This is a genomic window from Heyndrickxia faecalis (assembly GCF_040267745.1).
GTDB classification, from domain to species: domain Bacteria; phylum Bacillota; class Bacilli; order Bacillales; family Bacillaceae_C; genus Weizmannia; species Weizmannia faecalis.
Genome location: NZ_CP158453.1, coordinates 1,947,755 through 1,973,587, shown reverse-complemented (window position 1 = coordinate 1,973,587; position 25,833 = coordinate 1,947,755). Strand labels below are relative to the sequence as shown.

At 46.2% G+C, this 25,833-nt stretch carries 23 protein-coding genes; 12 read left to right on the top strand and 11 right to left on the bottom strand.

Annotation, left to right across the window (positions count from 1 at the left end; translation table 11 throughout):
* Window positions 1-119 precede the first annotated feature (119 nt).
* Window positions 120-497 (top strand): helix-turn-helix transcriptional regulator, encoded by a 378-nt coding sequence (locus ABR335_RS09625; protein WP_014098290.1) that lies wholly within the window; start codon window positions 120-122, stop codon window positions 495-497.
* A gap of 214 nt (window positions 498-711) precedes the next feature.
* Here ABR335_RS09625 and ABR335_RS09620 read toward each other — a convergent pair whose 3' ends face one another.
* A complete protein-coding gene (locus ABR335_RS09620; RefSeq protein WP_035184843.1) occupies window positions 712-1,971 on the bottom strand; it encodes a pyridoxal-phosphate-dependent aminotransferase family protein in 1,260 nt (419 codons plus the stop codon).
* A 21-nt stretch (window positions 1,972-1,992) separates the two neighbouring features.
* Window positions 1,993-3,231 carry an allantoate deiminase gene (gene allC, locus ABR335_RS09615; protein WP_350346146.1) on the bottom strand — a complete coding sequence of 413 codons (1,239 nt, stop codon included), beginning with the start codon at window positions 3,229-3,231 and terminating at the stop codon, window positions 1,993-1,995.
* A 185-nt stretch (window positions 3,232-3,416) separates the two neighbouring features.
* Between allC and ABR335_RS09610 the strand changes: the two genes are divergently transcribed.
* Window positions 3,417-5,006: a PucR family transcriptional regulator gene (locus tag ABR335_RS09610; RefSeq protein WP_350346145.1), complete on the top strand. Its 1,590-nt coding sequence runs from the start codon at window positions 3,417-3,419 to the stop codon at window positions 5,004-5,006.
* A gap of 342 nt (window positions 5,007-5,348) precedes the next feature.
* On the opposite strand, the gene ABR335_RS09605 is transcribed toward ABR335_RS09610, so the two are convergent.
* Entirely contained in the window at window positions 5,349-6,572 is a 1,224-nt protein-coding gene (locus ABR335_RS09605) for an IS110 family transposase (RefSeq protein WP_014095555.1), read from the bottom strand.
* Between the two features lie 411 nt (window positions 6,573-6,983).
* On the opposite strand from ABR335_RS09605, the gene ABR335_RS09600 reads away from it, so the two are divergent.
* From ABR335_RS09600 to uraH, 4 genes are read left to right on the top strand one after another with little or no spacing between them, the layout of a single operon-like run.
* The gene (locus ABR335_RS09600; RefSeq protein WP_407067034.1) at window positions 6,984-8,312 is read left to right on the top strand and encodes a nucleobase:cation symporter-2 family protein; all 1,329 of its coding nucleotides are present in this window, start codon (window positions 6,984-6,986) and stop codon (window positions 8,310-8,312) included.
* Between the two features lie 2 nt (window positions 8,313-8,314).
* Entirely contained in the window at window positions 8,315-8,857 is a 543-nt protein-coding gene (uraD, locus tag ABR335_RS09595) for a 2-oxo-4-hydroxy-4-carboxy-5-ureidoimidazoline decarboxylase (protein WP_052042176.1), read from the top strand.
* The gene (locus ABR335_RS09590) at window positions 8,835-10,268 is read left to right on the top strand and encodes an NAD(P)-binding domain-containing protein (RefSeq protein WP_061086907.1); all 1,434 of its coding nucleotides are present in this window, start codon (window positions 8,835-8,837) and stop codon (window positions 10,266-10,268) included. The genes uraD and ABR335_RS09590 overlap by 23 nt, the downstream gene beginning before the upstream one ends.
* 16 nt (window positions 10,269-10,284) lie before the next feature.
* A complete protein-coding gene (gene uraH, locus ABR335_RS09585; RefSeq protein ID WP_035184831.1) occupies window positions 10,285-10,644 on the top strand; it encodes a hydroxyisourate hydrolase in 360 nt (119 codons plus the stop codon).
* Window positions 10,645-10,696: 52 nt separating this feature from the next.
* Here uraH and ABR335_RS09580 read toward each other — a convergent pair whose 3' ends face one another.
* A complete protein-coding gene (locus ABR335_RS09580; protein WP_014098289.1) occupies window positions 10,697-11,491 on the bottom strand; it encodes a Cof-type HAD-IIB family hydrolase in 795 nt (264 codons plus the stop codon).
* Between the two features lie 152 nt (window positions 11,492-11,643).
* On the opposite strand from ABR335_RS09580, the gene ABR335_RS09575 reads away from it, so the two are divergent.
* The 6 genes from ABR335_RS09575 to ABR335_RS09550 all read left to right on the top strand — a co-directional run bounded on the left by ABR335_RS09575 (window position 11,644) and on the right by ABR335_RS09550 (window position 17,261).
* Window positions 11,644-12,204: a DUF420 domain-containing protein gene (locus ABR335_RS09575; RefSeq protein WP_014098288.1), complete on the top strand. Its 561-nt coding sequence runs from the start codon at window positions 11,644-11,646 to the stop codon at window positions 12,202-12,204.
* Window positions 12,205-12,351: 147 nt separating this feature from the next.
* The gene (locus ABR335_RS09570; RefSeq protein ID WP_014098287.1) at window positions 12,352-12,735 is read left to right on the top strand and encodes a hypothetical protein; all 384 of its coding nucleotides are present in this window, start codon (window positions 12,352-12,354) and stop codon (window positions 12,733-12,735) included.
* Complete coding sequence (locus ABR335_RS09565; RefSeq protein WP_026683417.1) at window positions 12,728-13,195, top strand: aminodeoxychorismate lyase; 468 nt, start codon at window positions 12,728-12,730, stop codon at window positions 13,193-13,195. The genes ABR335_RS09570 and ABR335_RS09565 overlap by 8 nt, the downstream gene beginning before the upstream one ends.
* A gap of 133 nt (window positions 13,196-13,328) precedes the next feature.
* A complete protein-coding gene (locus ABR335_RS09560) occupies window positions 13,329-14,312 on the top strand; it encodes an L-lactate dehydrogenase (protein ID WP_251460303.1) in 984 nt (327 codons plus the stop codon).
* A 700-nt stretch (window positions 14,313-15,012) separates the two neighbouring features.
* A complete protein-coding gene (locus ABR335_RS09555; protein WP_013859378.1) occupies window positions 15,013-15,759 on the top strand; it encodes an SDR family NAD(P)-dependent oxidoreductase in 747 nt (248 codons plus the stop codon).
* A 311-nt stretch (window positions 15,760-16,070) separates the two neighbouring features.
* On the top strand, window positions 16,071-17,261 hold the full coding sequence (locus tag ABR335_RS09550) for an MFS transporter (RefSeq protein WP_251460300.1): 1,191 nt from the start codon (window positions 16,071-16,073) through the stop codon (window positions 17,259-17,261).
* Here the strand turns inward: ABR335_RS09550 and ABR335_RS09545 are convergent.
* The 7 genes from ABR335_RS09545 to glgB form a co-directional block, all read right to left on the bottom strand.
* Window positions 17,258-17,686: a cell wall hydrolase gene (locus ABR335_RS09545; protein WP_026683414.1), complete on the bottom strand. Its 429-nt coding sequence runs from the start codon at window positions 17,684-17,686 to the stop codon at window positions 17,258-17,260. The genes ABR335_RS09550 and ABR335_RS09545 overlap by 4 nt on opposite strands.
* Window positions 17,687-17,900: 214 nt before the next feature.
* Window positions 17,901-18,656: an exodeoxyribonuclease III gene (locus tag ABR335_RS09540; RefSeq protein WP_019721325.1), complete on the bottom strand. Its 756-nt coding sequence runs from the start codon at window positions 18,654-18,656 to the stop codon at window positions 17,901-17,903.
* Between the two features lie 23 nt (window positions 18,657-18,679).
* Entirely contained in the window at window positions 18,680-19,549 is an 870-nt protein-coding gene (locus ABR335_RS09535; RefSeq protein WP_026683413.1) for an NAD(P)-dependent oxidoreductase, read from the bottom strand.
* 362 nt (window positions 19,550-19,911) lie between these two features.
* On the bottom strand, window positions 19,912-21,339 hold the full coding sequence (glgA, locus tag ABR335_RS09530; protein WP_350346144.1) for a glycogen synthase GlgA: 1,428 nt from the start codon (window positions 21,337-21,339) through the stop codon (window positions 19,912-19,914).
* A 13-nt stretch (window positions 21,340-21,352) separates the two neighbouring features.
* Complete coding sequence (gene glgD, locus ABR335_RS09525) at window positions 21,353-22,462, bottom strand: glucose-1-phosphate adenylyltransferase subunit GlgD (RefSeq protein ID WP_251460293.1); 1,110 nt, start codon at window positions 22,460-22,462, stop codon at window positions 21,353-21,355.
* 17 nt (window positions 22,463-22,479) lie between these two features.
* Entirely contained in the window at window positions 22,480-23,637 is a 1,158-nt protein-coding gene (locus ABR335_RS09520) for a glucose-1-phosphate adenylyltransferase (protein WP_251460291.1), read from the bottom strand.
* Window positions 23,637-25,577: a 1,4-alpha-glucan branching protein GlgB gene (gene glgB / locus ABR335_RS09515; protein ID WP_251460289.1), complete on the bottom strand. Its 1,941-nt coding sequence runs from the start codon at window positions 25,575-25,577 to the stop codon at window positions 23,637-23,639. Before glgB ends, ABR335_RS09520 begins: the two co-directional genes overlap by 1 nt.
* Between the last annotated feature and the right edge of the window lie 256 nt (window positions 25,578-25,833).

The following is a 25,833-nucleotide window of genomic DNA, read 5'->3' as shown; positions in this document are numbered from 1 at the left end:
TGCTAAAAACATAATAAAAAACAAAAAACCTACACAGCTAAAATAACATACGTTCGAGTGTTAATTTTTGTGTGCTGCCGGCACATTTTACTATAATGGAAGAAAAAGGGGTGAGTAGCATGGCGGAAAAACGGCAAAGGGAGAGTACCGGCTTTTTAATCAAACAGCGCGCCTTTTTAAAACTTTATATTATCACCAATATTGAAAACGGACGGTGGTACGGGCTGCAGCTTTTGGATGAATTGAAAAAAGAATTTAAGCCGCTCGGTTTCGAACCGCAGCATTCCGAAATCTACCGGGCGCTTCATGAACTGGAAGATGAGGAGCAAATTTTGACCAAAATAAAAGTAAAACCGGACGGGGCAAAAAGAAAAGAGGTTGTGGTATACAAAATCAAAGACATGGAAAAAGCAAAAGCGTACAAAAAACTTGTCAAGGCTGACTTGGAACGGTGCGAGCAGCTTTTGCGAAAAGCGCTTCAGGATAACTTTTCATAAAAAAAGCCGGGTGTGCCGGCTCTTTTTTATTTATCATTTTTCGTAAGAAGCGGCCCTTTTGGCTGCGAGTATGTGCTTATCCCGCGTATAGGTTTACCCGTCCTGTTTCAAAAAGGGGGATAAAAGAAATATTTTTCCGCACAATGGTCAATCCCCGTTCGGCTCAAGCAAGTATTTTAACATTCGCTGTCCATGCCGAAAAACAGCAGAACGTTCACTTTAAAACAATCGATTTCGTTTTTTCTGATTGATATACATCCAATGCGGCCTGCAATCCTTCTCCACGGTTCACTTTTACGCCATGCCTAATCAGAACGGCTTCAAGGCCGCCTAATAATGCGAGCACATTATCTTTTCGACAGCCGTAGCCCATCGTGCCAATCCTCCAGATTTTTCCGTGCAGTGGGCCAAAAGAAGAAGCGATTTCAATGCCGAATTCCTCAAGAAGCATGTGGCGGACAGATTCGCCGTCGGTTCCGTCCGGTATGTTGACGCAAGTGACGCAGGGGAGTTTGTGCACAGGGTCGCCGAATAAAGACAGTCCCATTGCCAGAAGCCCTTCGATAAGCGCTTTTTCATGCAGTTTATGGCGTGAAAAACGTGCTCCCAGTCCTTCATCCAACACAAGCCGTAATCCTTCTCGTAGCGCGTAGATCATGGACGTTGCCTCTGTGTGGTGGTTCAACCGGCGCGGGCTCCAGTAATCCTGGAGCATGCCCAGATCAAAGTAATTGCTTGTGATCGGGCGCATGCTCCTTGGATAAGCACGGTCCTCATCAGTTGCAATGCCGCGTTCCACTTTTTTGCGTGCCAGCACGATTTTTTCTATACGACTGTTGTACGTAATCGGCGCCATGCCGGCAGGGACTGACAGACATTTTTGCGTTCCGGCAACAAGGGCATCGATATACCATTCATCTGTCCTGACATCTGCTCCTCCGATGGATGCGACTGCATCTACAACAAACAAAACGTCCTGTTCGCGGCATGCCCTTCCGATTTCTGCAAGGGGCTGCATTCTGCCGGTGGAAGTTTCACCGTGCACCATTGCCAGCACTTTCGGCTTTATTTTCTTCATCTCCGCAATGACATGGCCCGGTTCGAATACTTCTCCCCACGGACATTCAATGGTGTGGACTTCAGCACCGTACCGTTCGCAAATTTCTGCAAATAAATGGCCGAATCTGCCATAAATGGGCACCATGACACGGTCTCCGGGTTCAAGAATGCTGCAAAGCACAGCTTCTAATCCGGAGCGGGAAGTTCCGTCAACCGGGTAAGCCCAATGGTTTTTTGTCTGAAATACTTGGCGGAGCATATCCATTACTTCATTCATAATGGCTGTAAATGCCGGATCGAATTGACCGAGGATCGGTGTGCCCATTGCCCGCAACACACGCGGGTCGACCTCAACCGGGCCGGGTGTCAGGATGATTCGTTTCGGTGCCGTTAATTCTGCATATGCCAATTTCATCTTCTCCTTATTGTGCATCATTTAAGTGTAAGCCAGCTTGTATAATACGCTCTCCAATAAATCAATGCCGGTTTCAAGATCGCGAATAGCGCTATATTCTCTCGGCGAATGACTGATACCGTTCCTGCTCGGTACAAATAGCAGCAAAGTCGGGCAAAATGAGCCGAAAATCTGGGCGTCATGCCCGGCGCCGCTCACAATATCTTGAAAAGCAATCTGCCGGGATTTAGCAATGGATCGCGCTATTTCGGCCAATGCCGGATCCAGCGCGACCGGTGCTGTATCGAGCCATTGTGTAATCGAAATATGGATTCCCTTCTTTTTGGCGTTGCGCTTAAATGTTGAAAAAACATCGTTGCAATAGTGTTCCATGACTTCCTGCCTGTGATGGCGAATATCCAGGCTGAATGCCACTTCACCAGCAATCACATTGGCTACATTCGGTTTCACGTCAATCTGGCCAACGGTTGCCACTAAACCGGGATCGGTTTCTTTTGCCTTTCTTGTTAAGTATGAGATGAACTGGGCAGCAGCAGTAACTGCGTCTTTTCTCAGGGCCATCGATGTCGTGCCGGCATGGTTGCTTTCTCCTTTTAGCCGAATCGTATAGCGGCGCTGCCCAACAATATGCGTGGCCACTCCGATAGTCTTATTGTTTTGTTCCAGCACCATTCCTTGCTCGATATGGAGTTCCAAAAATGCCCGGATATCCGTGCGGGCAGGGGAGATGTATTTTCCTGGTCCAAAACCCGCCCGCTTCATCGCATCGGACAGTAAAATTCCATTTTCATCCTGTATGCCATCCGCATCATGAAAATGATACAGGCCGCAAATATTTTTCGATCCCCAGAAAGTGATGGGGAACCTGCTGCCTTCTTCCTCGCACAATGACGCCGTTTCAATTGTTTTTTTGGGCGGCCCGTATTTCCGGAGGAGCCTTGACACAGCGATAAAACCGGCTATCACACCGTATGCGCCATCATATTTTCCGCCTTCTGTGACAGTATCAATGTGCGACCCGGTTAAAATTGCCCCGCTTTTTTCCGTACCTTGGACTCTGCCATATAAGTTCCCAACACTATCAAAATACGTTTCAAGCCCTGTTTCCTTCATTTTTGCTTTCAGGGCGTGCTGTGCCGCTTGCCATTCCGGTGTATACAATCGCCTTGTGACACCGCCCGTTTTTGTTTTTCCAAAGGAGGCGAGCCATTCGATCATCTCGCTTACTTGGTTTGTCTCAGATAATTGGTTTACGGACATTGGAATCGTCAACTCCTTTTCCATAAAATGGACGATTTTCTAACATGGCCTATCTATAGTGTAAAGGGTGTTTTTCGAAACTTCATTATGTATTTCATACAAATTTTCCGACCATTTTGTTTATAATCAACAATTTATGATACAATAATACTTAATTTGAATATTTAGGAAACGGGGGAAAGCAAATGAATGTGCAGGATCTGCTCGAAGTCCCGGAACTTGCCGGCATATCCATTGTTGCGGGGAAATCCGGGCAAAACCATGAAATCCGGACGGTGAATATGATGGACGCGCCCGATATTGTCCATTATTTAAAACCCAATGTCATGCTGATTACAACTGCGTACCATTTTAAAGACGACCCGAAAAAGCTGGCGGAACTGATTCAAGCCATGTCTGACAAAGGTTGTGCCGCACTTGGGATTAAGACAAAACGATTTTTGGGGAAGATACCGGATACCGTCTTAGAACTTGCTGAACGCTTGTCTTTTCCGGTCATTGAGTTGCCGCTTTCCCTCACGCTTGGAGAAGTGGTAGATCTGACATTGCGGGCAATTGTAGACAAGCATGCACGTGAGTTAACGATGGCACTTGAAGCCCATAAGCGGTTTGCTGATGTGGAGATGCGCGGGGACGGCATTCGCCCGATCCTTCATGAACTGTCGAAAATGATCCATTGCCCATGTGAATGCCTTGACCAGCACTTCGATGTGGTTGCTCGTTGTCCGGGTGCAGGAGCTGCTTTCGCTTCGCTTGAGGCAAGCCTGCCCGGCCATTTTCCGGCAAAATCCCCGGCATTCTCCTTAACATTTTCTGTTATACGGGATCAAAAGACATACACGCTGTTTCCTATCCATATAAAAGAAAAAAAGACGGGCTTTTTAGCCATTACGGGGGAGTTAGACCAGGCGGACCACTTGCGCGCGCTGCTGATTGAACAGGCTGTGAATGTCATTTCGTTTGCCCTTATGAAGGAGCAGGCTGTTAAGCAGCACGCCCGCAGCATCCGGAATGATTTTTTTCTTCATTTTCTTGAAGGGGCGTTCTCTTCGCAGGCGGAAATGATAAATCGGGCTGCTGAGTTTGCTTTGCGCAATGATCAGGCATATGTTTGCGTTGCCGGAAAAATAGACGGCGGTTTATTGGATGGTCAGGATGAAATTTATGAATTTATAGAAGACGACGTGGCACATTCGCCAGGGGATGCTCATTTTTTTACGAAGGGGGAGCTCTGTATTCTGCTCTATGAGGTGCAGACATATGACAGCAGCTGGATAGAAGCGCAGCTGCATAAAATCCAGGAAAAAGTACAGGCTTATTTCGGACGAACGATGTCATTTGGAATCAGCAATTTGAGCCATAGCTTTTTAGAAGTCCGGAGTGCTTATAAAGAAGCCATAGACGCGTTAAAATCCGGTGAATTGTCGAGAAAGTCCGCATATATCCAAACGTATTTAACGAAAGATATCGTGTCATTGCTGCGCCTCATCCCGCGTGAAGATCTGGAAAACTTTTACCGGCATGCGTTTAAAGGCTTTCGCCGCATAAAAAAAGAGGAACGGGAATCGCTGCTTCAGACTTTATCTGTATTCTTGGAAACAAACTGCCAGATATCTGAAACGTCCAAACGGCTTTATGTCCATCGCAATACTGTTGTTTACAGGATTGAAAAATGCAGGGAGCTGCTTGGAAAAAATTTAAAAGATCCGGATACCAATCTGCAGCTGCGATTGGCGCTTCGGATCCACAATCTGCTTGAGCCAATCGGCAGTTAGAGCCATGCTGACGTGTGGCTCTTTTTTTATTTGTGAGAAAACCTCACATACATCTTTGCTTTTTATTTAAATTGACCAGTAAAAATGCAAGTTTTTAGTGAATTTATCCATTGATCATCAAAAGCAAAGGGACTATCATGTTAAATAATATAACTCCAATATGTTATTAAATTATCCATGAATAAAGTCCTACGGTGTGATGTCAAGGGTTAAAAACAAGTGAATTGGAAATTTTGTTGGCTCTATGTCGTAAAAATGGCAATACTGAACTAAGCCTCCAGATAATTGGAATAATCTGGAAGTTTTCAAGTTCAGGCTATCGATGATGGTTACCTGGTTACCTCATCGCGTCACCTTCTTTTTCGGCGCATAAATTTGATCGTTGCGGAGCAGCGCATCGATCAGGCGCACCAGTTTTCTTGCCGTTAAGACGAGGGCGCGTTTGTGTGAGTGCTTATGCACCTCACGATATTTCTTTTGGTAAAAGGCGCGGTACTCAGGTTCGTGTCGCCGGACCAGATTGGCAGCCTCAACCAGGTAATACCGGAGATAACGATTGCCTGTACGCGCAAGCATTTTGTCATCAGCCTCAAAATCACCCGATTGGTGGCGGGGCCAGAACAATCCAGCAAATTTTGCGATCGCGGCTTGGTCGTCAAAGCGCTCAATGTCGCCGATTTCAGCGAGAATCCCAGCACAGCTCACCGGGCCTATTCCCGGAATGGTCTGGAGGGTATTCGGGATTCCATCAAGAACGCGGGCAATCGCCTTATCCAAATCCTTGATTTGGCGTTTAAGATGCCGGATGATCTCAATAGAACTGCCCAGGACCAAGTCAATCGAATCCTCCACACATTTAGAAAGCCGGTAAGAGGACCGGGCAGCTTTTTGGATGGATGCGGCCAAATCCTTGGGATCGCTAAAGCGGCCATGGCCTTTGGTCTGGAGATACATCGCTAAGTCCTCCAGAGGCATTTGGGCAATTTCATCGAGGCTATAGGCCTCAAGCAAAAATTCCGTTATGGCATGGCCGAAGACCGGTGTATCCACTTCAAGGTTAAAGGCACTGAATTTGAAAAACAGATGATTCAAAAATACCTGTTGTTCCCGGGTTAAACTTTGAATCAGGTGATAGCGCATCCGTGTTAACCGTTGAAGGGCAAGGTATTGTTCTGACTGAATCACGGATTTCGGCAATCTCCCGAAACGCAAGCGGTCCGCAATTACCCAGGCATCTTTGGGATCGGTCTTGTCCATCTCGGCATAAGCCTTTTTGAAATTTCTCACCAGCTTCGGATTCAGGGTAAACACCTTTGTACGACGCTGTTTCAGCTCGGGATCTTCATGGAAAAACATTGCCGGGTGCCAACTATACACAGATGTGGCCTCCATGGCGATCTGGATGGTGTCATCCGCCTCCGCATGTTGGAGGATGGCGTCTCTTAACTCAGAGGCACCGGGAAGATTGTTTGTCACCGTTTGGGTGGCCAACGTTTCCCCCATTCCATCCATCAGGCAGGCATCGAGGTTTTTGGAGCTCACGTCAATACCGACAAATAAGGGCATATGATTTCCTCCTCTCTGTATTGGGATCGATGGAATCGGACGCTTCGGGATATCCCCAGATGGCTTGCCGATCTGTCAGCCTCGCGTATGAGAACTCATCCGGGCCGTGGGCTGCCTGGAACTGCTCATTTCCAGCACGGAGATCCGGAGGAACGGCCTACGGGTTAGACGTTCAAGCAAGAACCTGGGGATGCAGACTTTTCGAGTAGTCAGGCTACAAGGAGGGGAAGCATTGACCCAAACGATCCTAAGACCATTATCCGGGAACATCGCGAAGCGTCCAAGTCCGAACTTGTATTCCGGGCGAGCCCGGAATACAAAATCTTATATTCACTTGTCAATGAGCAGCAGAATGAACTGGAAATTGACATCCACTTTGGATTTAAACTTATTATACGAGGAGGAATGGAATTGAATCAGAAAACAGGGATTTCAAAAATTTTTTCACTAGGCCTTCAGCATGTGCTTGCCATGTATGCCGGTGCCATTTTGGTTCCAATCATCGTTGGCAACGCGTTAAAGTTTTCCCCCGAGCAGCAGGCATTTCTAATCTCGGTAGATTTGCTGACATGCGGGCTCGCGACCCTTCTTCAATCATGGGCATCAAAATGGTTCGGAATCGGCCTCCCGGTTGTCATGGGTACTTCCTTTGTTGCTGTGTCCCCGATGATTACGATCGGCACCGGATACGGCATTCATGCCATTTATGGCGCCATTATTGCTGCAGGTTTGTTCATTATTTTGTTTTCCAAAGTATACGGGAAATTGTTAAAACTATTTCCGCCTGTCGTAACGGGGACGGTGGTGATGATCATCGGATTATCCCTGATCCCGACCGGTATAAACAATATGGGCGGCGGACAGGGGAGTAAAGATTTCGGATCTCCCGAAAATTTGCTGCTTTCCTTCGGTGTGCTGGCGCTGATCCTCATTATGAACCGCTTTTTTAAAGGTTTTTTGCGCGCCATTTCTGTGTTGCTCGGGATCATTGCCGGCACAATTGCTGCAACCGTTATGGGGAAGGTTGATTTCACAGTCGTTGCGGAAGCTTCCTGGTTCCGTGTTCCGGCCCCTTTTTATTTCGGCATGCCGGCATTCCATATTGTCCCTGTCATCACGATGATCATCGTCGGAACGGTCATTCTGGTGGAGTCCACTGGTGCTTTTCTGGCACTCGGGGAAATGACGGACAGGAAATTAACCGGTAAAGACATTACAAACGGTTACCGGGCAGAAGGAATTTCTTTTATCCTCGGGGGGATTTTTAACGCCTTTCCTTACAGTACTTTTTCCCAAAATGTCGGCCTTGTCCAGCTTGCCGGCATCAAAACGAAAAAAATCACGATTGCTGCCGGCATCATCCTGATCTGTCTCGGAGTGCTGCCGAAAATTGCCGCATTGGCGACGATCATTCCAACTGCTGTATTTGGCGGCGCAACGGTTGTCATGTTCGGAATGGTTGTGTCTTCAGGGATCCGGATGCTGCGGAATGTTGATTTCTCGGAAAACAGCAATTTGCTGATCATTGCCTGCTCCGTTTCGCTTGGGCTCGGTGCGACGGTTGTCCCGGATTTATTTCATGTTTTGCCGCCCATGCTCAGAATCCTGGTGAATGACGGCATCATCTGCGGCAGCCTGTGCGCCATTATTTTAAACTTGCTCTTGCCGAAAAAAGACCGCGTGCGTGCGCCTTCTGACATTCCCGTACGTGTCGTGGATCCGGCTTTGAAAGAAGGATGAAGATGGCGACGATCCATGAATTCAATCAAATCACGAAGGATGCATTTATAGAGCAGCTTGAAGGGATATTTGAACATGCCCGGTGGCTTGCCGAACAAGCAGCAGCTGGCAGGCCTTACCATTCGCCGGATGAATTATTCCGGAAGATGGTAAAAATGGTGGAAGACTCAGGGGAAGACCGGAAACGGGAGTTGATCCGGGCACATCCGGATTTAGGCGGCAGGATGAGGATGAGCGCGCATTCGGCGTCAGAACAAAGGGAATCCGGGCTGCAGAACCTGACAAAGGAAGAATATACAAAGTTTCAAAGAGCCAATGAAAAATATAAGAAAAAATTTGGCTTTCCTTTTATATTGGCCGTTCGCGGAAAAAACAAGGAAGAGATTTACGCGGCAATGCGCGAGCGGCTTTGCCACAGCAGCGAACAAGAATTTCAAACCGCACTGGAGCAGATTTATCAAATTGCTTATTTCAGGTTTACTGCGCTCTTTAACCAATCGAACGAAAATGGAGGAAATAGTGATGAGTTTGGAAGCACTGAATAAACGGGTACAAAAAGATCTATCTTGCCTAGCGTTTGGCGGGGCAGACTGGGTTCGGCCGGTTGTTCATCAGGAAGGCCATGTATATGATGCGATTATAATTGGCGGCGGACAGTGCGGCGTTGGCGTGGCATTTGGTTTGTTAAAAGAGCGGATCTCCAATATTCTTGTAATTGATGAAAATCCCAATGGTTATGAAGGACCGTGGGATACGTATGCACGGATGCTGACGTTAAGAACGCCAAAACACCTGACCTCCATTGATCTCGGGATTCCCTCACTTACTTTCAGGGCCTTTTGGGAAGCGCAATACGGAGAAAAAGCATGGGACGAGCTGGACAAAATCCCACGCCGAGAATGGATGAATTATTTACGCTGGTACAGGAAAGTGCTTCGCCTCCCAGTTCTGAACGAAGTTACTTTAACCTGTATAGCGCCTGAAGGAGGGGTGCACAGGCTGCAGATTGAAGGGAAAGGGGCACCTTCTTCATTTTTACTTGCGCGGAAAATCATCCTTGCCACCGGAATTCAGGGCGGCGGGGAATGGTATGTGCCGGACTTTATAAAGGAAAAACTTCCGTCCTATTTGTATGCCCACACATCGCAAAGGATAGAAATGGAAAAGCTGAGAGGAAAGAAGATCGGCATTTTGGGCGGCGGTGCATCTGCTTTTGACAATGCGAACCATGTGCTTGCAGAAGGGGCGGCAGAGGCCCATGTATTTATCAGGGGAAACGATTTAAAGCGGATTAACCCGATTCGCCAGATGGAACTTTCCGGAATGATTGAACGGTACCATACTTTGTCTGATAAAGATAAATACGCAGCGATGGCCCATTTTTTCAAGTATAGCCAGCCGCCGACAAATGATATTTTTAACCGTGCCAGCGCCTGGCCGGGCTTTCGGCTCCATACCGGGTCACCGTGGCTGGATGTAAGGGAAGAGAGAACACAGGCAGTTGTCACCACCCCGCATGGAGCGTTTGCTTTTGATTTTTTAATCATTGCCACCGGTCTTGTTTCCAATCCATCATTGCGGCCGGAATTGCGGCTGGTTGAGCCGTATATTGCCCGCTGGCAGGATCGGTTCAGTGCGCCGGAAAAAATAAAAAATCCTTTGATTGATGCGCATCCATACCTTGGTCCGGATTTTTCTTTCCTTAGCCGCAATGAAAAGGGGAGGCGGATACTCTATGGTTTGTTTGCTTTTAATTATTCGGCCCTCATTAGCTGTGGGTTGTCTGCTTCCGCTTTATCAGGCTTAAGATTTGCAATCCCGAAAGTTGTCCAAGGCGTTGCAGATCAACTGTTCCTTGATGACCGGGAACAAATATTAAAAGACTATTTTTCCTACCGTGAAATAGAATTTACCGGCAATTGGACAGAAAAAGCGATTGCCTCCGCTGAGTTGTAAAGAAAGGATGGCGCATATGCCCGGTTTAACAACACATATTTTGGATTTAACACATGGCAAACCTGCTGAACATGTAAAAGTACAGTTATTTAAATTTGATCCGGCAACATCAAGGTGGCGGTGTCTTGCCAAAACGGTAACAAATAAAGACGGCCGGACGGATGCCCCACTGTTATCTGCTGAGAAAATAGATTCCGGCTTGTATCAGCTTGTTTTTTCTATCGGTGATTATTTCTGCAGCCAGGGAGCAAATCTTCCGGACCCGCCTTTTTGGGGTGAAGTGCCTGTCCGGTTCAACATTTCTGATCCGGCTGCCGGTTACCATATTCCGCTATTGATTTCTCCCTGGGGGTATCAGACCTATCGCGGAAGTTAAAAAGGGAAGAGGCAGTTTGAACGGCCTTCACCGTTTAAACGGACGCTCCCCCTTATGCTTGATCGATCACCCCGAGCATTTCCAAACCATGGTAAATACCGGATTCGGTAACGCTTGTCGTCCGGTGTTTTGCATAAGCAAACAGTCCGGGGTTGCTGTTTGCCATCGCAAAACTTTCGCCGACTGCCTCCAGCATTTCTTTATCGTTCATGCCGTCCCCAAACGCAACGGCTTTTTCTTTTGGAATGCCGAGGATATCCAGGGTTTTGGCTACAGCCATGCCTTTATTCACTTTATCAAGAATAACGTCGTAACAATGCCTGAATCCATCAATGTTGACCTGGGATAAATGCAGGCCGGGCAAATCTGCATACAATGCGGCGCCGTTTCCCCGGACATTCACAAGCGTAATGCCCAATACTTGATCAAGTACTGCCGGTGTAAAAGGGGCGTTTTGGCGAAGGTGGATTTTTTTTATAAAACTTTTCACTTCAGGCACATCAAAAGAAGTGATAAAGTTTTGCCGGTCCGTATACAAAACGACTTCATGTCCGTGCTTTTCGGCAATGCCAATAAATTTATCGACAATTTTAGGGTCCATTACCGTTTTAAAAAGGTTTTTTCCTCTATAGACAGCAAGTGTGCCGTTATAGCCGATCGCGGATTCGATTTCCAGTTCGTCCATCAGCCACGAAATTTCATGAAGCGGCCTCCCGGTTGCCAGGAAGACTTCCATGCCGTGCTTTTTTGCTTTGACCACGGCCTTTTTTGTTGAAGGCTGGATCGTATCTTCCGGTGTCAAAATCGTTCCGTCTACATCTAAAAAAAGTGCTTCATAGTGTCCCATCATTTCGCTCCAGTATGTATAATTTTTCACTTTTACTTTACCACAAATAAAAATGAATGTGAAAAACTTCGCTATTGTTGTTTGTCTACCAATCTTCATGCTATCATGAAAGCATATGATTACAGAATATAAAATGCGGGGTGCATGAAAACATGAATAAAGGGAACAGTCCTTCTTACCAACCGAAAAGTGATAAAAATTTTACGGCGCTGATTATCACCGTTTCCCTTATCGCAAATATTATCATTTTGCTGCTCTTTTTTACGAACATCGGTTACAAGGGTAAAGTAGGATTTGATATTTATATTTTGCCGAGGATGAACGCCGTTTTTAACAGCTTTACGTTTATTTTTCTCGTCTGCGCGCTCATCGCCATTAAACGGAAAAATATCAATGTGCATAGAGGATTTGTACTGGCCGCTTTTGCGTCAACGTTTTTGTTTTTGCTTTCTTATTTGACATTCCATTATCTTTCGCCTGAAACGGCAAGATATGGCGGGGAAGGGGCAATCCGGTTCATCTATTTCTTTATCTTGATTACCCACAGTTTTCTCGCGGCCATTATTGTTCCGCTTGCTTTGTTCGCACTTGTGTGGGGATGGACAATGCAGGTGAAAAAGCACAAAAAAATTGTCCGTTGGGCGATGCCAATCTGGCTTTATGTCAGCATCACCGGCGTGATCGTTTACTTGATGATGGCACCGTATTATTAAAGAACAGTACACCAGCCGCTGGTCCGGCTGGTGTTTTTTTTGTGCAACTTTTGTCATAAATTCTTGTTTTTTATCGAAAATAAAAGGCTGGACATGTATAATAATAGGGTACAGGAAGAAGATTTTTGAAGGAGGGGTACATATTTGATGGTCTGGACATTGGTAATTTTATTTGCGGTATCCGTTGTGTTGCTGATCATGTCCATCTTTAAAACGCGGAACCGTGCGAAAGAGGAACAGCAGGAATTGGAAACGGTGCATTTGGCACTCATGGATGAAATCAATCATCTGAAAGACGGCATCCGGACGCTTGAACTGGAAATGGACATTCTTGAAAAAGAAGCCGGCATCCAGCTTTCTGCCTTTGATAAACAGTTCAGGCTTGAAGTGCTGGATTTATATAAACGCAACTACTCTATTGAAAGCATTGCAGAAAAAAAACAAGTGACAAAAGCGGAAATTGAGGAAATTCTGGCCCCGTTTATGGCGGCGAAAAACGAAAGGAGCAAGGTTGCCGGTGGGAATGAATAAATTGAGCAGCTTTGCCGCAGGGATTTTGCTCGCCACGGCTGTAACAGGCGCCGTTTATTTTTCCGAAACAGGCAAAGCAGCGGACAATACGGTGAAAAAAACAAATACGGCTGAAACTGCAAAACTCTCCAACAGCCAGATGAAAGACAAACTAGAGCATGCAGGATATGTCGTTCAAACCAAGGCTGCATATGACAAAGATCTGGCTGATGCGAAGTCATCCGCTGAAAAATCCGCGAAAACCAAAACCGTCAACCGGGTTGTGTTCCAGGTGACGGATGGGATGACGAGCATTGATGTCGGCAAATTGCTTGAGAAAGCTAATATCGTGGATGATGCATTTCAATTCAGTAAAGATGTCGAAAAGAAGGGTGTTGAGAATCATCTTCGCCCTGGTACTTATGTCGTGGACAGCACGATGAGTTACGATAAAGTGATTTCAACCATTTTTAAAAAATAATCATGAAGCTAGCTGCCTGCCGTACTGCGGACCGGGCAGCTTTTTTTGCGCCGTTTTTCCGGTTTACGAAATTTTCACTGCAATAGTATGATTTTAAATGTTAAAATAAAGAAAACAAGGAGGGAAGACAACTGTGAAAAAGACAAAATTAGTAGTTGCAGGCGTTGGGCATGTCGGTTCGTATGTGCTTGCAAATGCGATGAAACTGGGCCTTTTTTCGGAAATTGCTGTATTGGATAAAAAGAAAGGGGTCGCATTTGGGGAAGCGCTCGATTGGAGACATGCCACGGCACTTACATATATGCCAAACACAAGCGTGAAAGCAGGGGATTACTCGGAATGCGCCGATGCGGACGTCATTATTTGTGCAGCAGGGCCAAGCGTGCTTCCGTCGGAAAAAGACGAAATGCCGGACCGGGCAGGGCTTGCCAGGACGAATGCCGCCGTGGTGCGGGAAGTCATGGCAGGGATTACGAAATATACAAAAGAAGCTGTCATCATTTTCATTACAAATCCGCTTGATACGATTGTCTATATTGCTGAAAATGAATTTGGCTATCCGAAAGGGCGGATATTCGGAACAGGCACCATGCTTGATTCGGCCCGCCTCCGCCAGATTGTTGCCGAAAATTACAGCATTGATCCGAAAAGTGTAACGGGTTATATGATGGGCGAGCACGGGTTTACCTCATTTCCGGTTTTTAGCCGTTTAAATGTACAGGGATTCCGTGAAAAAGAACTGGACAGCGTGTTTAAGGGAAAAGAACCGTTGGACAGGGAAGCTTTCAGACAAAAGGTGGTGAAAACCGCTTTTGATGTCCTGAATGGGAAAGGGTGGACCAATGCCGGTGTCGCTGAAGCTGCAGTGACATTGGCAAAAGCCGTGATGCTGGATGAAAAAAGCATTTATCCAGTTTCCGCCACTTTGCATGGTCAGTACGGATATAATGGTGATGTCGCTTTAAGCATACCAAGTGTCATCGGCCGTAACGGAATCGAACAACAGCTTGAAATTGAACTCGATGAACAGGAAACATCCTGGCTGCACGAATCGGCAAAATCGATCCAAAATACAATGGCATCGGTAAAAACCGGAAAATCGTATATTCAGGCTTGATCTAAAAAATCCGCTGCATTATACAGCGGATTTTTTAGGTGAAAACGATTCTGGCCAAAGATAATCTCTGGGTACAAGGGAAAAGGAGTGGCCGGGCAACTCCGCAATGTGATGATTTTTATCTAGTTAACATAATATATATTATAACTAGTTGAGGAGTAAAATGAAATTTTATCTCAAAAAAGAAGATTACTTTAAACATTGAGACAGAAACGATTTTTTCGTGAAATACAATCTTTATTGCATCTTTTCATCTCATCAGGACGGGATTTCGGTTTATCCGTATGCGGTCGCGGTCATTGATCGTTCCGGGTTTATTCCATCACTCAGCGTTATTGCATTTTCATCTACATTTTCGCACATTCTTTCATTGAATCGCCCTAAATTTTGGCTTATTCTTTTACTTACAATACCAGCACACTCTTTTTGCTTTAAAATTTTTCTTCTGGCTGATTTCCCTGTTTTTGTGCTTTAATGAGCATTCCGCATCGGTTTGATTTTACGCCTGCTTTTTCTTCAAAGTAACTGCAAACGTTTATACTTTTTTGATGGTTTTAAAACTGTCTATTGAGGTAAGTCAATTTTTCGAACTGTTCTTTCCTTTTATTGTAAACCTTTTCTTGCGGTGGTACACTAAAAATTGTAAAGAAAAGTAAACGCTTACTTTTTCTATAAATATATCCATCAGGAGGCATGCATCATGTCAGGCAGAGTTGCAGTGATTACAGGGGCCGGCAGCGGGATTGGCCGGGAAACAAGTTTAACTTTTGCACGTAAAGGCGATTCCGTTGTGGTTGCCGATATTGATGAAGAAAAAGGGCTTGAAACGGTGGAATTGATCAAACAAGAAGGCGGAGATGCTGTTTTTGCCAAGACGGATGTTTCCAAATTTGAAGAAGTCGAATCACTTGTCAATCAGGCAGTTGAAATATACGGGACGATTGACGTGATGTTCAACAACGCCGGAATCGGAACACTCGGGCATATCCTGAGTATGAAAATAGAAGATTACTTGCGTGTCATTGATGTCAATCAGCACGGCGTGGCATACGGGATCATTGCTGCAGGCAGAAAAATGCGCGAGCTGGATGTAAAAGGCGTCATTATCAACACGGCTTCCGTATTCGGTTATTTGGCAAATTTCGGTACTTTCCCATATCAGGCTGCAAAAGGCGCTGTCCGGATGATGACGCAAAATGCCGCGCTCGAACTGGCACAATACGGCATTCGCGTCGTCGGCATTGCGCCGGGTTGTGTGGATACCCCGATTATACAAGCTTATAAAGATGCCGGAATGACGCAAAAAATGACAGAACAGCAAATGCGCAAAAAACTGATCCGCCCGGAAGCGATCGCAAATGCGGTTTATCTGTTAACGCTTGAAGAAGCAGATGCTATTAACGGAAGCGTTGTCATGCTTGATGACGGCTATGCTTCTTTCAAATAACTTTCTTGGATGCTCAAACTTGCTGCTCTTGAAGTGTTGGAAAAATTTCCGTACACCCCTTCTCCCCCCCTTTCCGGTTCAAAAGGGCCTCCTCCCTTTTGAACCGGAGTATTCTTGTTCATTTCATCTCTGCCCGCACGAAAAAAGTGGCAATCCAAAACGCTATGCAAATAGACTTTACACAAGAGGTTCATTTTGTCATTTTTGTGGAAAATTATGTTACAATATTCATACAGCTCTCGTTTTTGATCCGGCTGTCTTCGTCCCTTCCGGGGCGGTTTGAAAGAAATTACGAGAAAGTGGGAGTATGTATGGGGAGTCAATCATTTACATCAGCGCCGTTAGAGGCAGAAAACCCTTTTTTTCGCCGTGCGCTGTTTACGTTCAGCGGTGCGCATTTTTTAAATGACCTGGTGACAACCGGCATGGTTCCTGCCCTTGTTGTCATGTACAAGCATGCGCTTCATTTGAATTATACGCAATCCACTTTAATTGTACTGGTTTCTTATTTTACTTCATCGGTAACACAGCCGGTTTTTGGCATGCTGACGGACCGGAAACCGCGGGTCTGGCTTTTTTCGCTCGGTGTCTTCTTATCGATTGCCGGCCTGAGCCTAACCGCCATTGTGCCATCTCTCCCATGGCTTTTGGTTTTTATTGCGCTTTCCGGATTCGGGTCGGGCGTCTTTCATCCGGAAGCATCACGCGGCACCCATTTTGCGTCCGGGTATAAAAAAGGATTGGCACAGGCAATATTCCAGGTTGGCGGAAATGCCGGGCAGGCTTTCGGGCCGCTTATGATTCCGCTCTTTTTGGTGCATACCGGCATACACGGCCTGATCTGGCTGCTGCCGGTTGCTCTTTTATCCCTTATTTTAACCGCCCCCCTGCTTGGCTGGATGAACAGCAAAGTGCAAAATATCCAGCGCCGGAAAAAAGAAATCGCCGGAAAAAACCATATTCCCGGCGTCATCCTGCTTGTTCTGGTCATTATTTTGCGTTCCTGGTGCCAGGTCGGGGTTGTTATTTTTCTTCCGTTTTACATGAAACATGCAAGTTTGGAAACAAGCGAACTGTTGAACTTTGTCTTTGTCGGCGCCGGGGCACTGGGCACGCTTTTTGGCGGCATTATTTCAGACCGGGCCGGCATGAAACGGCTGCTTGTCGTGTCCATGTTCCTTGCCACGCCTTTTGCGCTTGTGCTGCCGCATTTAAGCGGCTGGCTGGCTGTACTAGATCTGCTCTGTTTCGGTTTCAGCGTCCTTTCAAGCTTTTCTGTCGGCGTCATCTATATGCAAAAGCTGTTGCCCAAAAATATCGCGCTTGCTTCCGGCCTGTCAATTGGTTTCGGAGTCGGCGCCGGCGGAATCGGTTCCGTTTTCATGGGCGGCGTTTCCGATATGTTCGGGGTTGCTGCAGTATTTACCATTTTATCTTTCTTGCCCATGATCGGCGCTGTCATATCCTGCTTTTTGCCAAATGAAAAAAGGCTCGCAAATTAAAAAGTGTTGTATACATTTTCGCATGTTTCAGCTGTCGGTTCGTAAAAACAATGCAATTTATACCGGGCAACGAACGGCTGGTCATACCATGTGGGCGGGCAGTCCCCCTGCGGCCTGAAATACCATAAACTGTATTTGGCAGGCCAATGCCTTTCGCCGTTAATCGCACGTCTGGCCAACCGCCGTTCGCTTTCCCGTGCCCGCTGGTAAAAATACCCGTGAATCACTGCTTCAAAAGCATGCGGCTGATAAACCATTTGCGGAATGGTCCGGAGCCCGATAAAATCCGAACAATTCGCCCTGATCCGGTTTATGCCGACATTGCCGACAAGCAGCATGCCAAGCTGCCCCTCCCCTTCTGCTTCCGCCCTTAAAAGCCGTGCCAGTAAATCGATGTCTGCACTTGATGCCTTTACGACTGCCATTTTAAGCCTCCCTGGATTTGCAAATTGCGCACAAGTTCCGCTTTTTATCTTATGCTGCAAAACACCAAAAGAGAACCCCACCTGTGCCTGAAATAAATCAAGCACCCGGGCGGAAAAAACCGGATGCTTGATGTTTGTTAAATCCGAAGAGTACCGGGCTATAAGTTTCGGCGCACAGCACAAAAGGGCAATCGGCAGAAACGGATCCTGCCAATTAAAAATTGGTTTCTAAAAATACCGGACAGTGGTCACTGCCCATTATTTCCGGATACATGCCGGCACCTTTTAAACGGCCGGCAAGTCTTTTGGATACGAGAAAATAGTCAATCCGCCAGCCGATATTCCTTTCCCTTACTTTATTCATATAAGACCACCATGTATATGCGCCTTCCCGCTCAGGATAAAAATACCGGAACGAATCAATAAATCCGCTGTTCAGCAGCCCGGTCATTTTATCGCGCTCTTCCGCTGTAAACCCTGAATTGCCGATGTTGCTTTTTGCATTTTTTAAATCAATTTCCTGATGGGCAACGTTCATATCGCCGCATACAATGACCGGCTTCTTTTTATCAAGATCCGTTAAATAGGCCCGCATCCGGTTTTCCCATTCGAGGCGGTAACCGAGGCGGGCAAGATCGCGCTGGGAATTCGGCGTATAAACATTGACCAAATAAAAATCTTCATATTCGAGTGTCAAAATCCGGCCTTCCGGTTCTGTCCGATTTTCCCCGACGCCGTAGCGCACGGAAAGCGGTTCTTTTTTTGTAAAAACGGCCGTGCCCGAATACCCTTTCCGCTCGGCATAGTTCCAATATTGATAATAGCCGTCCAAATCAAGGGCGATCTGGCCTTCCTGCAGTTTCGTCTCCTGCACGCAAAAAATGTCGGCGCCGGTTTCTGCAAAAAATGCAAGAAACCCTTTTTTTACACAGGCGCGGAGCCCGTTCACATTCCAAGAAACAAATTTCATCCCCGGTTTCTCCTCCATTGCATTTAAAAGTTCAGGTGTTTTAATGCTTTATAAACCGCAGCGACGTCCGCTTTTCCGGTTCCGCCTGCTTTTGCCCGGCTGTATGTTTTTTCGGCTGCGTCCGCCAGCGGCAGCGACATCCCGGCTTTTTTGATCTCCTCTTTTGCAAGGCCAAGGTCTTTTGCCATTAATTCAAGCATAAATGCAGCCGGAAAATCCTCTTGTAAAATTGCCTTCTTTTTCATTTGGAAAATAGGTGTATTGCAAGCAGAAGCCGAAATCATTTCAATGAGATCCTTCTTTTCAAGCCCGAGCTTTTCCCCGAGGAGAATGGCCTCGGACGCTCCCTGGATCGTCAGGCCGAGCAGCAAATTAATCGACAATTTCGCGGCACTGCCTTTTCCGTTTTCGCCAAAATGAATGGTGGTTTTCCCTAAAACTTCAAATACGGGGGTCACAGCTTCAATCTCTTCTTTCCGGCCGCCGGCAAGAATGACGAGATTGCCTTCTCTTGCAGGCTGTACCGAACCCGATACCGGTGCATCAATAAAATGCCCGTGCTTTTCTTCCACCCACTTGGCAAAACGGATGGAATCGGAAGGGCTGACGGTACTCATATCCACGACTGTTTTCCCTTCCGTGAGGCCGGCAAGCACCCCGTCTTCCCCTTGTAAAACGTTTTCCACTGCCGCGGCATTGGTCAGCATCGTGACAATGACGTCCGCATTTTCAGCGATTTCTTTCGGCGTTTTGCAAACGGCGGCGCCGGCTTCAGCCAGTTTTTCCGTTTTCTTAATTGTGCGATTATACACAAACAAATCGAAATGCGCATCTAAAAGGCGGCAGGCCATCGGAGATCCCATATGCCCTAAACCAATCCAACCTATCTTCATGACAAAAGCCTCCATATTTAGACAAATTCACCTGAAAAGCCATCAGCTTTAAAGGGATATTCTGTTCTTATTCTAATGTTAAAGAAAAAATGCGGCAAGAAATACGCAATTTTTGTAGAAATATTTGGCGTTTGTATTGAAGAAAAAAGCGGTATTATACAAGTATAATTGATGTTCGCCAATCCTTATGCGGGGGGGGGGGAAAAGTGAAAATCAAAGTCGGAAGTTGGAATATGTTAACGCTCCAAGACAAGTTATCGATTTTAAAAGCCATCAGCCGGCGAAACAAACGTGGGCATCAGTAAAAGGCGCCGGTACGAAGCAGGCGCCTTTTTCCACTCTGTATAAGTGCTCCCTATTCTTTACGGCCATATCCCTTCATACAGCCGGATATATGCATTTGCAGAATTCTCCCAGCTGAAATCAAGCCCCATCACCCGTTCAGACAACGACTGCCATGTTTTCGGCTGGTAGCGGAAAAACCAAACGGCCCTTTCAACTGTGTAAAGCATATCGTGCGCGTTATAGTTTGTGAACGAAAAACCGTTGCCTTCGCCTGTGAATTCATTGTATGGCTTTACGGTATCTTTCAGCCCGCCGGTTTCACGCACAAGCGGCAATGTGCCATACCGCATGGCGATCAGTTGCCCGATGCCGCACGGTTCAAATTTGGATGGCATTAAAAACAAGTCACTGCCCGCATAAATTTTATGGGAAAGGGCTTCATCGAAATAAATATGTACGGATACCCGGCCCGGATACTGGTTTTCAAGATGCCGGAATGCTTCCTCGTACTGATGCTCGCCTGTGCCAAGAAGGACAAACTGGACATTTAAACTTAATATCTCATGTATTACATGTAGCACCAGATCGATGCCTTTTTGTTCCACCAGCCTTGTCACCATCGATATAACGGGAATACCGGAATCCGGCTGCAAATGGAAAGCTTCCTGCAAGGCTTTTTTATTCTTTAATTTTCCCGGATAGTCCTCATATGTAAAATACAGCGCGTCGTCTGTTTTGGGATTATAAGCATCCGTATCAATCCCGTTGACAATGCCTTCGAAACGGTTGCTTTTCATCCGCAAAAAGCCGTCAAGATTTTCCCCGTAATACGGCGTCTGGATTTCCCGGGCGTATGTCGGGCTGACGGTTGTAATGGCATCTGCATAAGCAATCCCCGCCTTTAAGTAGCTGACATTCCCGTAAAACTCAAGGCCATCCACATGGAAATACAATTCGCTTAAATCGAGAAGATCAGACAGAACACTTTTTGGAAATACGCCCTGGTAGCGCAAATTATGAATCGTAAACATCGTTTTGATGCCCTGGTAGAAAGGATGGCTGGAAAAATGCGCTTTTAACAGCACGGGAATCGGCCCGGTTTGCCAGTCATGGCAATGGATGACATCCGGTTTCTCGTTCAAATAAGGAAGAGCTTCAAGCACTGCACGCGAAAAAAAGGAGAACCGTTCGCCATCATCGAAATAGCCGTAACTCCCGTGCCGTTTAAAATAATACTCGTTGTCCAAAAAATAATAGCGGATCCCCCCTTCCTCCAATGTTTCAATCCCGCAATACTGCTTCCGCCACCCAACCGGCACGGTCAGGCTTCCCATAAAGGAGAGGCGCGCTTTTACTTCGGGTTTTAAATCTTCATATTTCGGCAGGATGACTGCCGGATGGATCCCCGCTTTTTTCAAAGCTTTGGGCAATGCCTGGATAACATCGCCCAGCCCCCCTGTTTTAATAAATGGCGCGCATTCTGAAGCAGCGAATAATACGTTCATCTTGTCCCCTCCATCAAATGATCTCTTTTTTGCATAATACTTTTGGATGCGACGGAGTCCCGACAACCACCTTATGCTGGGTAACGGCCACCTGCTTGTCTGCGATGACATTTTCCAGTACCGCATCTTCTTCCACTTCTGTTCTTTGCATGATGATGCTGTTTTTCACGACTGCCCCTTTCTTGATTTTCACGCCGCGGAAAATAATACTGTTTTCCACTGTCCCTTCAATTAAACAGCCGTTTGCAATAAATGAATTTTTTACGTCCGCTGTTTGTCCGTATTTTGCCGGCGGCTCATGTTTGATCTTGGTCAGAATTTCCCAGTCGCTGTAAAAGAAAGCGCGGATCGTATCCGGGTCGAGCATGGCCATGTTTGCCGCGTGGTAACTGTCCATGGAGTGGATAAAGATCATATTGCCGCGGTGGTGATACCCCTTAATTTTAAATTTATGGACATTCGCTTTGATCGCATCCCGCAAAAAGTCATATTCTCCGTTTTCAGAACAGGTTTGGATGAGATCCATCAGCAACGGTTTTGACAGCACATAGGTTTCCAGGCAGACGAAGTCGCCCTTTTGCGGAGTGGTAAACAATTCGATGTCCCGCACGTTGTCCTCTTTATCTACCACCATTTGATGATAGTTCGGTTTTTGGATCGGCTCCCCGTCATATTTCCTGTATACAACCGTGATATCTGCCTGGCTTTTCTCATGGAATGCGACCAGCTCGCAAATATCGAGTTTGCTGACGTTGCTTCCCGGCGAGATGATGACAAGGTCTGCCGAGGCGCGTTCAAAGAATTCGCGATGATCATAAAAGCCCTGGATATCCCCCTTCAATTTTGCATCATCGGCAACCGGCGGCAGGATAAACAGCCCGCCGTCGTACCGGTCCAAATCCCATTCCTTTCCTGAACCAATATGGTCTATGATCGATCTGCCGTTGTCTTTCGTAAAAACGGCAACCTGGGTAATTTCAGCATGAATGAGATTGGAAAGCGCAAAATCAATGAAGCGGTATCTGGCGCCGAACGGAACGGAAGCAAGGCAGCGGTGTTTCGTTAGCTCCTTTAAAATCGGCTTTTCGTTGATCAAATTGATAACTCCTAATACGTTCGTCATGTTTCACCCGTCCCTCTTTATAAAACTTCTTTTATTTCCGCTTCTTCTCCGTTTTGCGGACAGCTGTACAACTGAATATCATTTGGCTTTGAAGGCGTGATTTTTTTGCCGTTTTCAATGACGGTGCCGCTCGCAATAATGGCGCGTTCGATCGTCGCATTGCTGCCGATCGTGACATTCGGCATGATGACGGAATCCCGGATCGTGCTGTTTTTGCCAATATAGACATGATCCGAGATGACAGAATGGAAAACATTCCCGTAAATCCAGCTGCCTTCGTTGATGAGCGCGTTTTTAATATTGGATTGGGGCGCAATGTATTGCGGAGGATGGTTCGCATCTCCGGTGAAAATGCGCCAGTCCGGGTCATCCAGATCAAATGCCGGTTTTTCTTCCAGCAGGTCCATATGTGCTTCCCAGAAGCTTTGGACCGTGCCGACATCTTTCCAATAACCTTGGAATTTATAAGCATACATTTTCTTTTTATCCTTCAGCATTTTCGGAATAATGTCTTTCCCGAAGTCATGCGAGGAAGCGCTGTTTTTCTCGTCCTGTATTAAATATTCGCGCAAATGCTTCCAATTAAACAGATATACGCCCATGGAGGCAAGATTGCTCTTTGGGAATTTCGGTTTTTCTTCAAATTCAACAATTCTTCCTTCCGCGTTTGTTACCATAATGCCGAAGCGCCCTGCTTCCTGCCACGGGACTTCAATGACGGCAATGCTCGCCTGCGCCCCTGCTTCCACATGCGATTTTAACAGTTTCCGGTAATCCATTTTATAAATATGATCGCCTGAAAGAATCACAACATATTCCGGATTGTAGTGGTCAATATACTGGATATTTTGGTAAACCGCATTGGCCGTCCCCTTATACCATTCGCCGCCGTCTTTCCCTACATACGGCGGCAGTACGGTTGTACCGCCGAAATTTTTATCTAGGTCCCACGCTTTCCCGTTTCCGACATACGAATTTAAGAGATGGGGTTCATATTGCGTCAGCACGCCGACGGTATCAATGCCCGAGTGCATGCAGTTGCTTAGCGAGAAATCAATAATTCTGTACTTGCCGCCAAAAGGCACTGCCGGTTTTGCCAGCTGGGATGTCAAATCCCCGAGCCTTGTTCCCTGCCCGCCTGCTAAGAGCATTGCCATCCATTTCTTTTCTGCCATTATTTTTTACCACCCCTTTGCCGTTTTGTTGATTGCTTTTTAAAGATCAATGCACTGAGTGGGGGAATGCTGATTTCCATACTGTATGGCTGGTTATGAAAAGGCTCCTTATTCACTTGGATTGCTTTTTTGTTCAACAAACCGCTGCCGCCGAACTGTTCATCATCCGTATTGAAAATTTCAATATATTTTCCGAATGAAGGCACGCCAATTCTGAATTTGTCATATTTGTTTTTTGAAAAATTGCAGAGGACGATGCAATAATCCCCTTTCCGCTTTCCTCTTCTCATAAAAATTATGATGCTTTGCCTGCGATTATTCGGATCAATCCATTCAAAGCCTTCAGGGTCATGGTCCTGCCGCCACAAGCTTCTTGTGTTTTGATAGAATGTGTTCATGGCTTTTGTAAACTGAAAGAAGGTCCGGTGCGTTTCAAAATCCAGCAGCATCCAATCCAGCTGCGTCAGGTCTTTCCACTCGTCAAACTGTCCGAATTCGCTTCCCATGAATAATAATTTTTTACCCGGATGGGTCATAAAATAAGCATAAAGAAGGCGTAAATTTGCAAACTTTTGTGAAAAATCCCCAGGCATTTTATTGAGCAGCGATTTTTTTCCGTAAACCAGTTCATCATGCGAAAAAGGAAGTACATAGTTTTCCGAAAAAGCATAGTGCATGGAAAAGGTGAGGAGATCGTGGGCATCAGGCCTTTTTTCCTCCGGTGTCTGCATATAGGTGAGCACATCATGCACCCAGCCCATGTTCCATTTATAATTAAAGCCGAGCCCGCCCGCGTAAACCGGCGCTGTCACGAGCGGCCACGATGTTGCTTCTTCTGCAATCATTAAGGCATGCGGAAACTTTTTAAAAACGGCTTCATTTAGCTTTTTGATAAACTCGACAGCTTCCAAATTGACGTCACCGCCATATTGGTTTGCCAATTTCTTTTCGTCTCCCCTGTCATGGTTCAAATAAATAAGAGAAGAAACTGCATCAACCCGGAAGCCGTCAATATGATAAACGTCCATCCAAAAAAGGGCATTGGAAATAAGAAAACTGAAAATTTCAGGTTTCTGAAAGTCAAAATTGTATGTACCCCAAATCGGCCGTTCCGCCATGTCAGGATCTGCAGGCTCGAACAGCGGTGTTCCGTCAAACCGGCCAAGGCCGTGGGCGTCTTTGCAGAAATGGACGGGAACCCAGTCTAAAATCACCCCAAGGCCGTTCTGATGGCATTTGTCGATAAAATACATGAAATCTTCCGGCTTCCCGTACCGGCTCGTCGGTGCATAGAAACCGGTAATCTGGTAGCCCCATGACCGGTCAAACGGATGTTCCATCATCGGCATAAGCTCGATATGCGTATAGCCATGGCCGGCAACGTATGGGACCAGTTCGTCTGCCATTTCACGGTAGGTGTAAAAATCACCATTGGCTTTTTTCTTCCATGAACCGAAATGCATTTCATAAATCAGCATCGGCTCGTGGTATGGGTCGGATTTTGCTTTATGGCTCATCCACTTTCTATCATGCCACTGATACATGCCGGGATCATAAATGACAGATGCCGTTTTCGGGCGTACTTCCGAATAGAACGCATATGGATCCGCTTTAAAAAAAGTATTGCCTGAAGGCCCTGTAATTTCATATTTATACAGTTCACCAGGCGCGAGATCCGGAATAAATAATACCCAGATGCCTGAATCTTTGAGCCGTTTCATTTGGTGTTTGCTGCCATCCCAGCCGTTAAAATCGCCGGCTACGGCAACGGCTTGCGCATTCGGCGCCCAAACTGCAAACCGCACGCCCTTTTTTCCTTCATACTCCATGGCATGTGCCCCGAACAAAGTATAGCTCTCGTAAAGGGTGCCTTCGTGGAATAAATAAAGCTCGAAATCAGTGGGCAGGACTTGTTGCGAATTTTTTACTGAATTTTCCAATGTCGCACCTCCGCTATTTCAGCATACTTTTACTATTCGTTATGAATTTTACGAATCCTGCAAAAAAAGCCATCTAATTTTGTCGAAATGGAAACAAAATGATTTTATTTTCAAATCCGCCATTCCGTTTACCAATAGACGCCCATTCTGCAGTGAACGCTGCATCAGTGGAAAAAGAAAATCAGCCGGCGTATATTTTCAGAATAGAAAAAAGCTGTTTTAAATGCGCCGCATTGGTTTGACATGCAATGAATAT

Excerpts from the sequence above, each read along its gene's own strand:
- ABR335_RS09625 (WP_014098290.1), top strand. The coding sequence starts at position 120 with ATGGCGGAAAAACGGCAAAGGGAGAGTACCGGCTTTTTAATCAAACAG.
- ABR335_RS09620 (WP_035184843.1), bottom strand. The coding sequence starts at position 1,971 with ATGAAATTGGCATATGCAGAATTAACGGCACCGAAACGAATCATCCTG.
- allC (WP_350346146.1), bottom strand. The coding sequence starts at position 3,231 with ATGTCCGTAAACCAATTATCTGAGACAAACCAAGTAAGCGAGATGATC.
- ABR335_RS09610 (WP_350346145.1), top strand. The coding sequence starts at position 3,417 with ATGAATGTGCAGGATCTGCTCGAAGTCCCGGAACTTGCCGGCATATCC.
- ABR335_RS09605 (WP_014095555.1), bottom strand. The coding sequence starts at position 6,572 with ATGCCCTTATTTGTCGGTATTGACGTGAGCTCCAAAAACCTCGATGCC.
- uraD (WP_052042176.1), top strand. The coding sequence starts at position 8,315 with ATGGCGACGATCCATGAATTCAATCAAATCACGAAGGATGCATTTATA.
- ABR335_RS09590 (WP_061086907.1), top strand. The coding sequence starts at position 8,835 with ATGAGTTTGGAAGCACTGAATAAACGGGTACAAAAAGATCTATCTTGC.
- uraH (WP_035184831.1), top strand. The coding sequence starts at position 10,285 with ATGCCCGGTTTAACAACACATATTTTGGATTTAACACATGGCAAACCT.
- ABR335_RS09580 (WP_014098289.1), bottom strand. The coding sequence starts at position 11,491 with ATGGGACACTATGAAGCACTTTTTTTAGATGTAGACGGAACGATTTTG.
- ABR335_RS09575 (WP_014098288.1), top strand. The coding sequence starts at position 11,644 with ATGAATAAAGGGAACAGTCCTTCTTACCAACCGAAAAGTGATAAAAAT.
- ABR335_RS09570 (WP_014098287.1), top strand. The coding sequence starts at position 12,352 with ATGGTCTGGACATTGGTAATTTTATTTGCGGTATCCGTTGTGTTGCTG.
- ABR335_RS09565 (WP_026683417.1), top strand. The coding sequence starts at position 12,728 with ATGAATAAATTGAGCAGCTTTGCCGCAGGGATTTTGCTCGCCACGGCT.
- ABR335_RS09555 (WP_013859378.1), top strand. The coding sequence starts at position 15,013 with ATGTCAGGCAGAGTTGCAGTGATTACAGGGGCCGGCAGCGGGATTGGC.
- ABR335_RS09550 (WP_251460300.1), top strand. The coding sequence starts at position 16,071 with ATGGGGAGTCAATCATTTACATCAGCGCCGTTAGAGGCAGAAAACCCT.
- ABR335_RS09545 (WP_026683414.1), bottom strand. The coding sequence starts at position 17,686 with ATGGCAGTCGTAAAGGCATCAAGTGCAGACATCGATTTACTGGCACGG.
- ABR335_RS09540 (WP_019721325.1), bottom strand. The coding sequence starts at position 18,656 with ATGAAATTTGTTTCTTGGAATGTGAACGGGCTCCGCGCCTGTGTAAAA.
- ABR335_RS09535 (WP_026683413.1), bottom strand. The coding sequence starts at position 19,549 with ATGAAGATAGGTTGGATTGGTTTAGGGCATATGGGATCTCCGATGGCC.
- glgA (WP_350346144.1), bottom strand. The coding sequence starts at position 21,339 with ATGAACGTATTATTCGCTGCTTCAGAATGCGCGCCATTTATTAAAACA.
- glgD (WP_251460293.1), bottom strand. The coding sequence starts at position 22,462 with ATGACGAACGTATTAGGAGTTATCAATTTGATCAACGAAAAGCCGATT.
- ABR335_RS09520 (WP_251460291.1), bottom strand. The coding sequence starts at position 23,637 with ATGGCAGAAAAGAAATGGATGGCAATGCTCTTAGCAGGCGGGCAGGGA.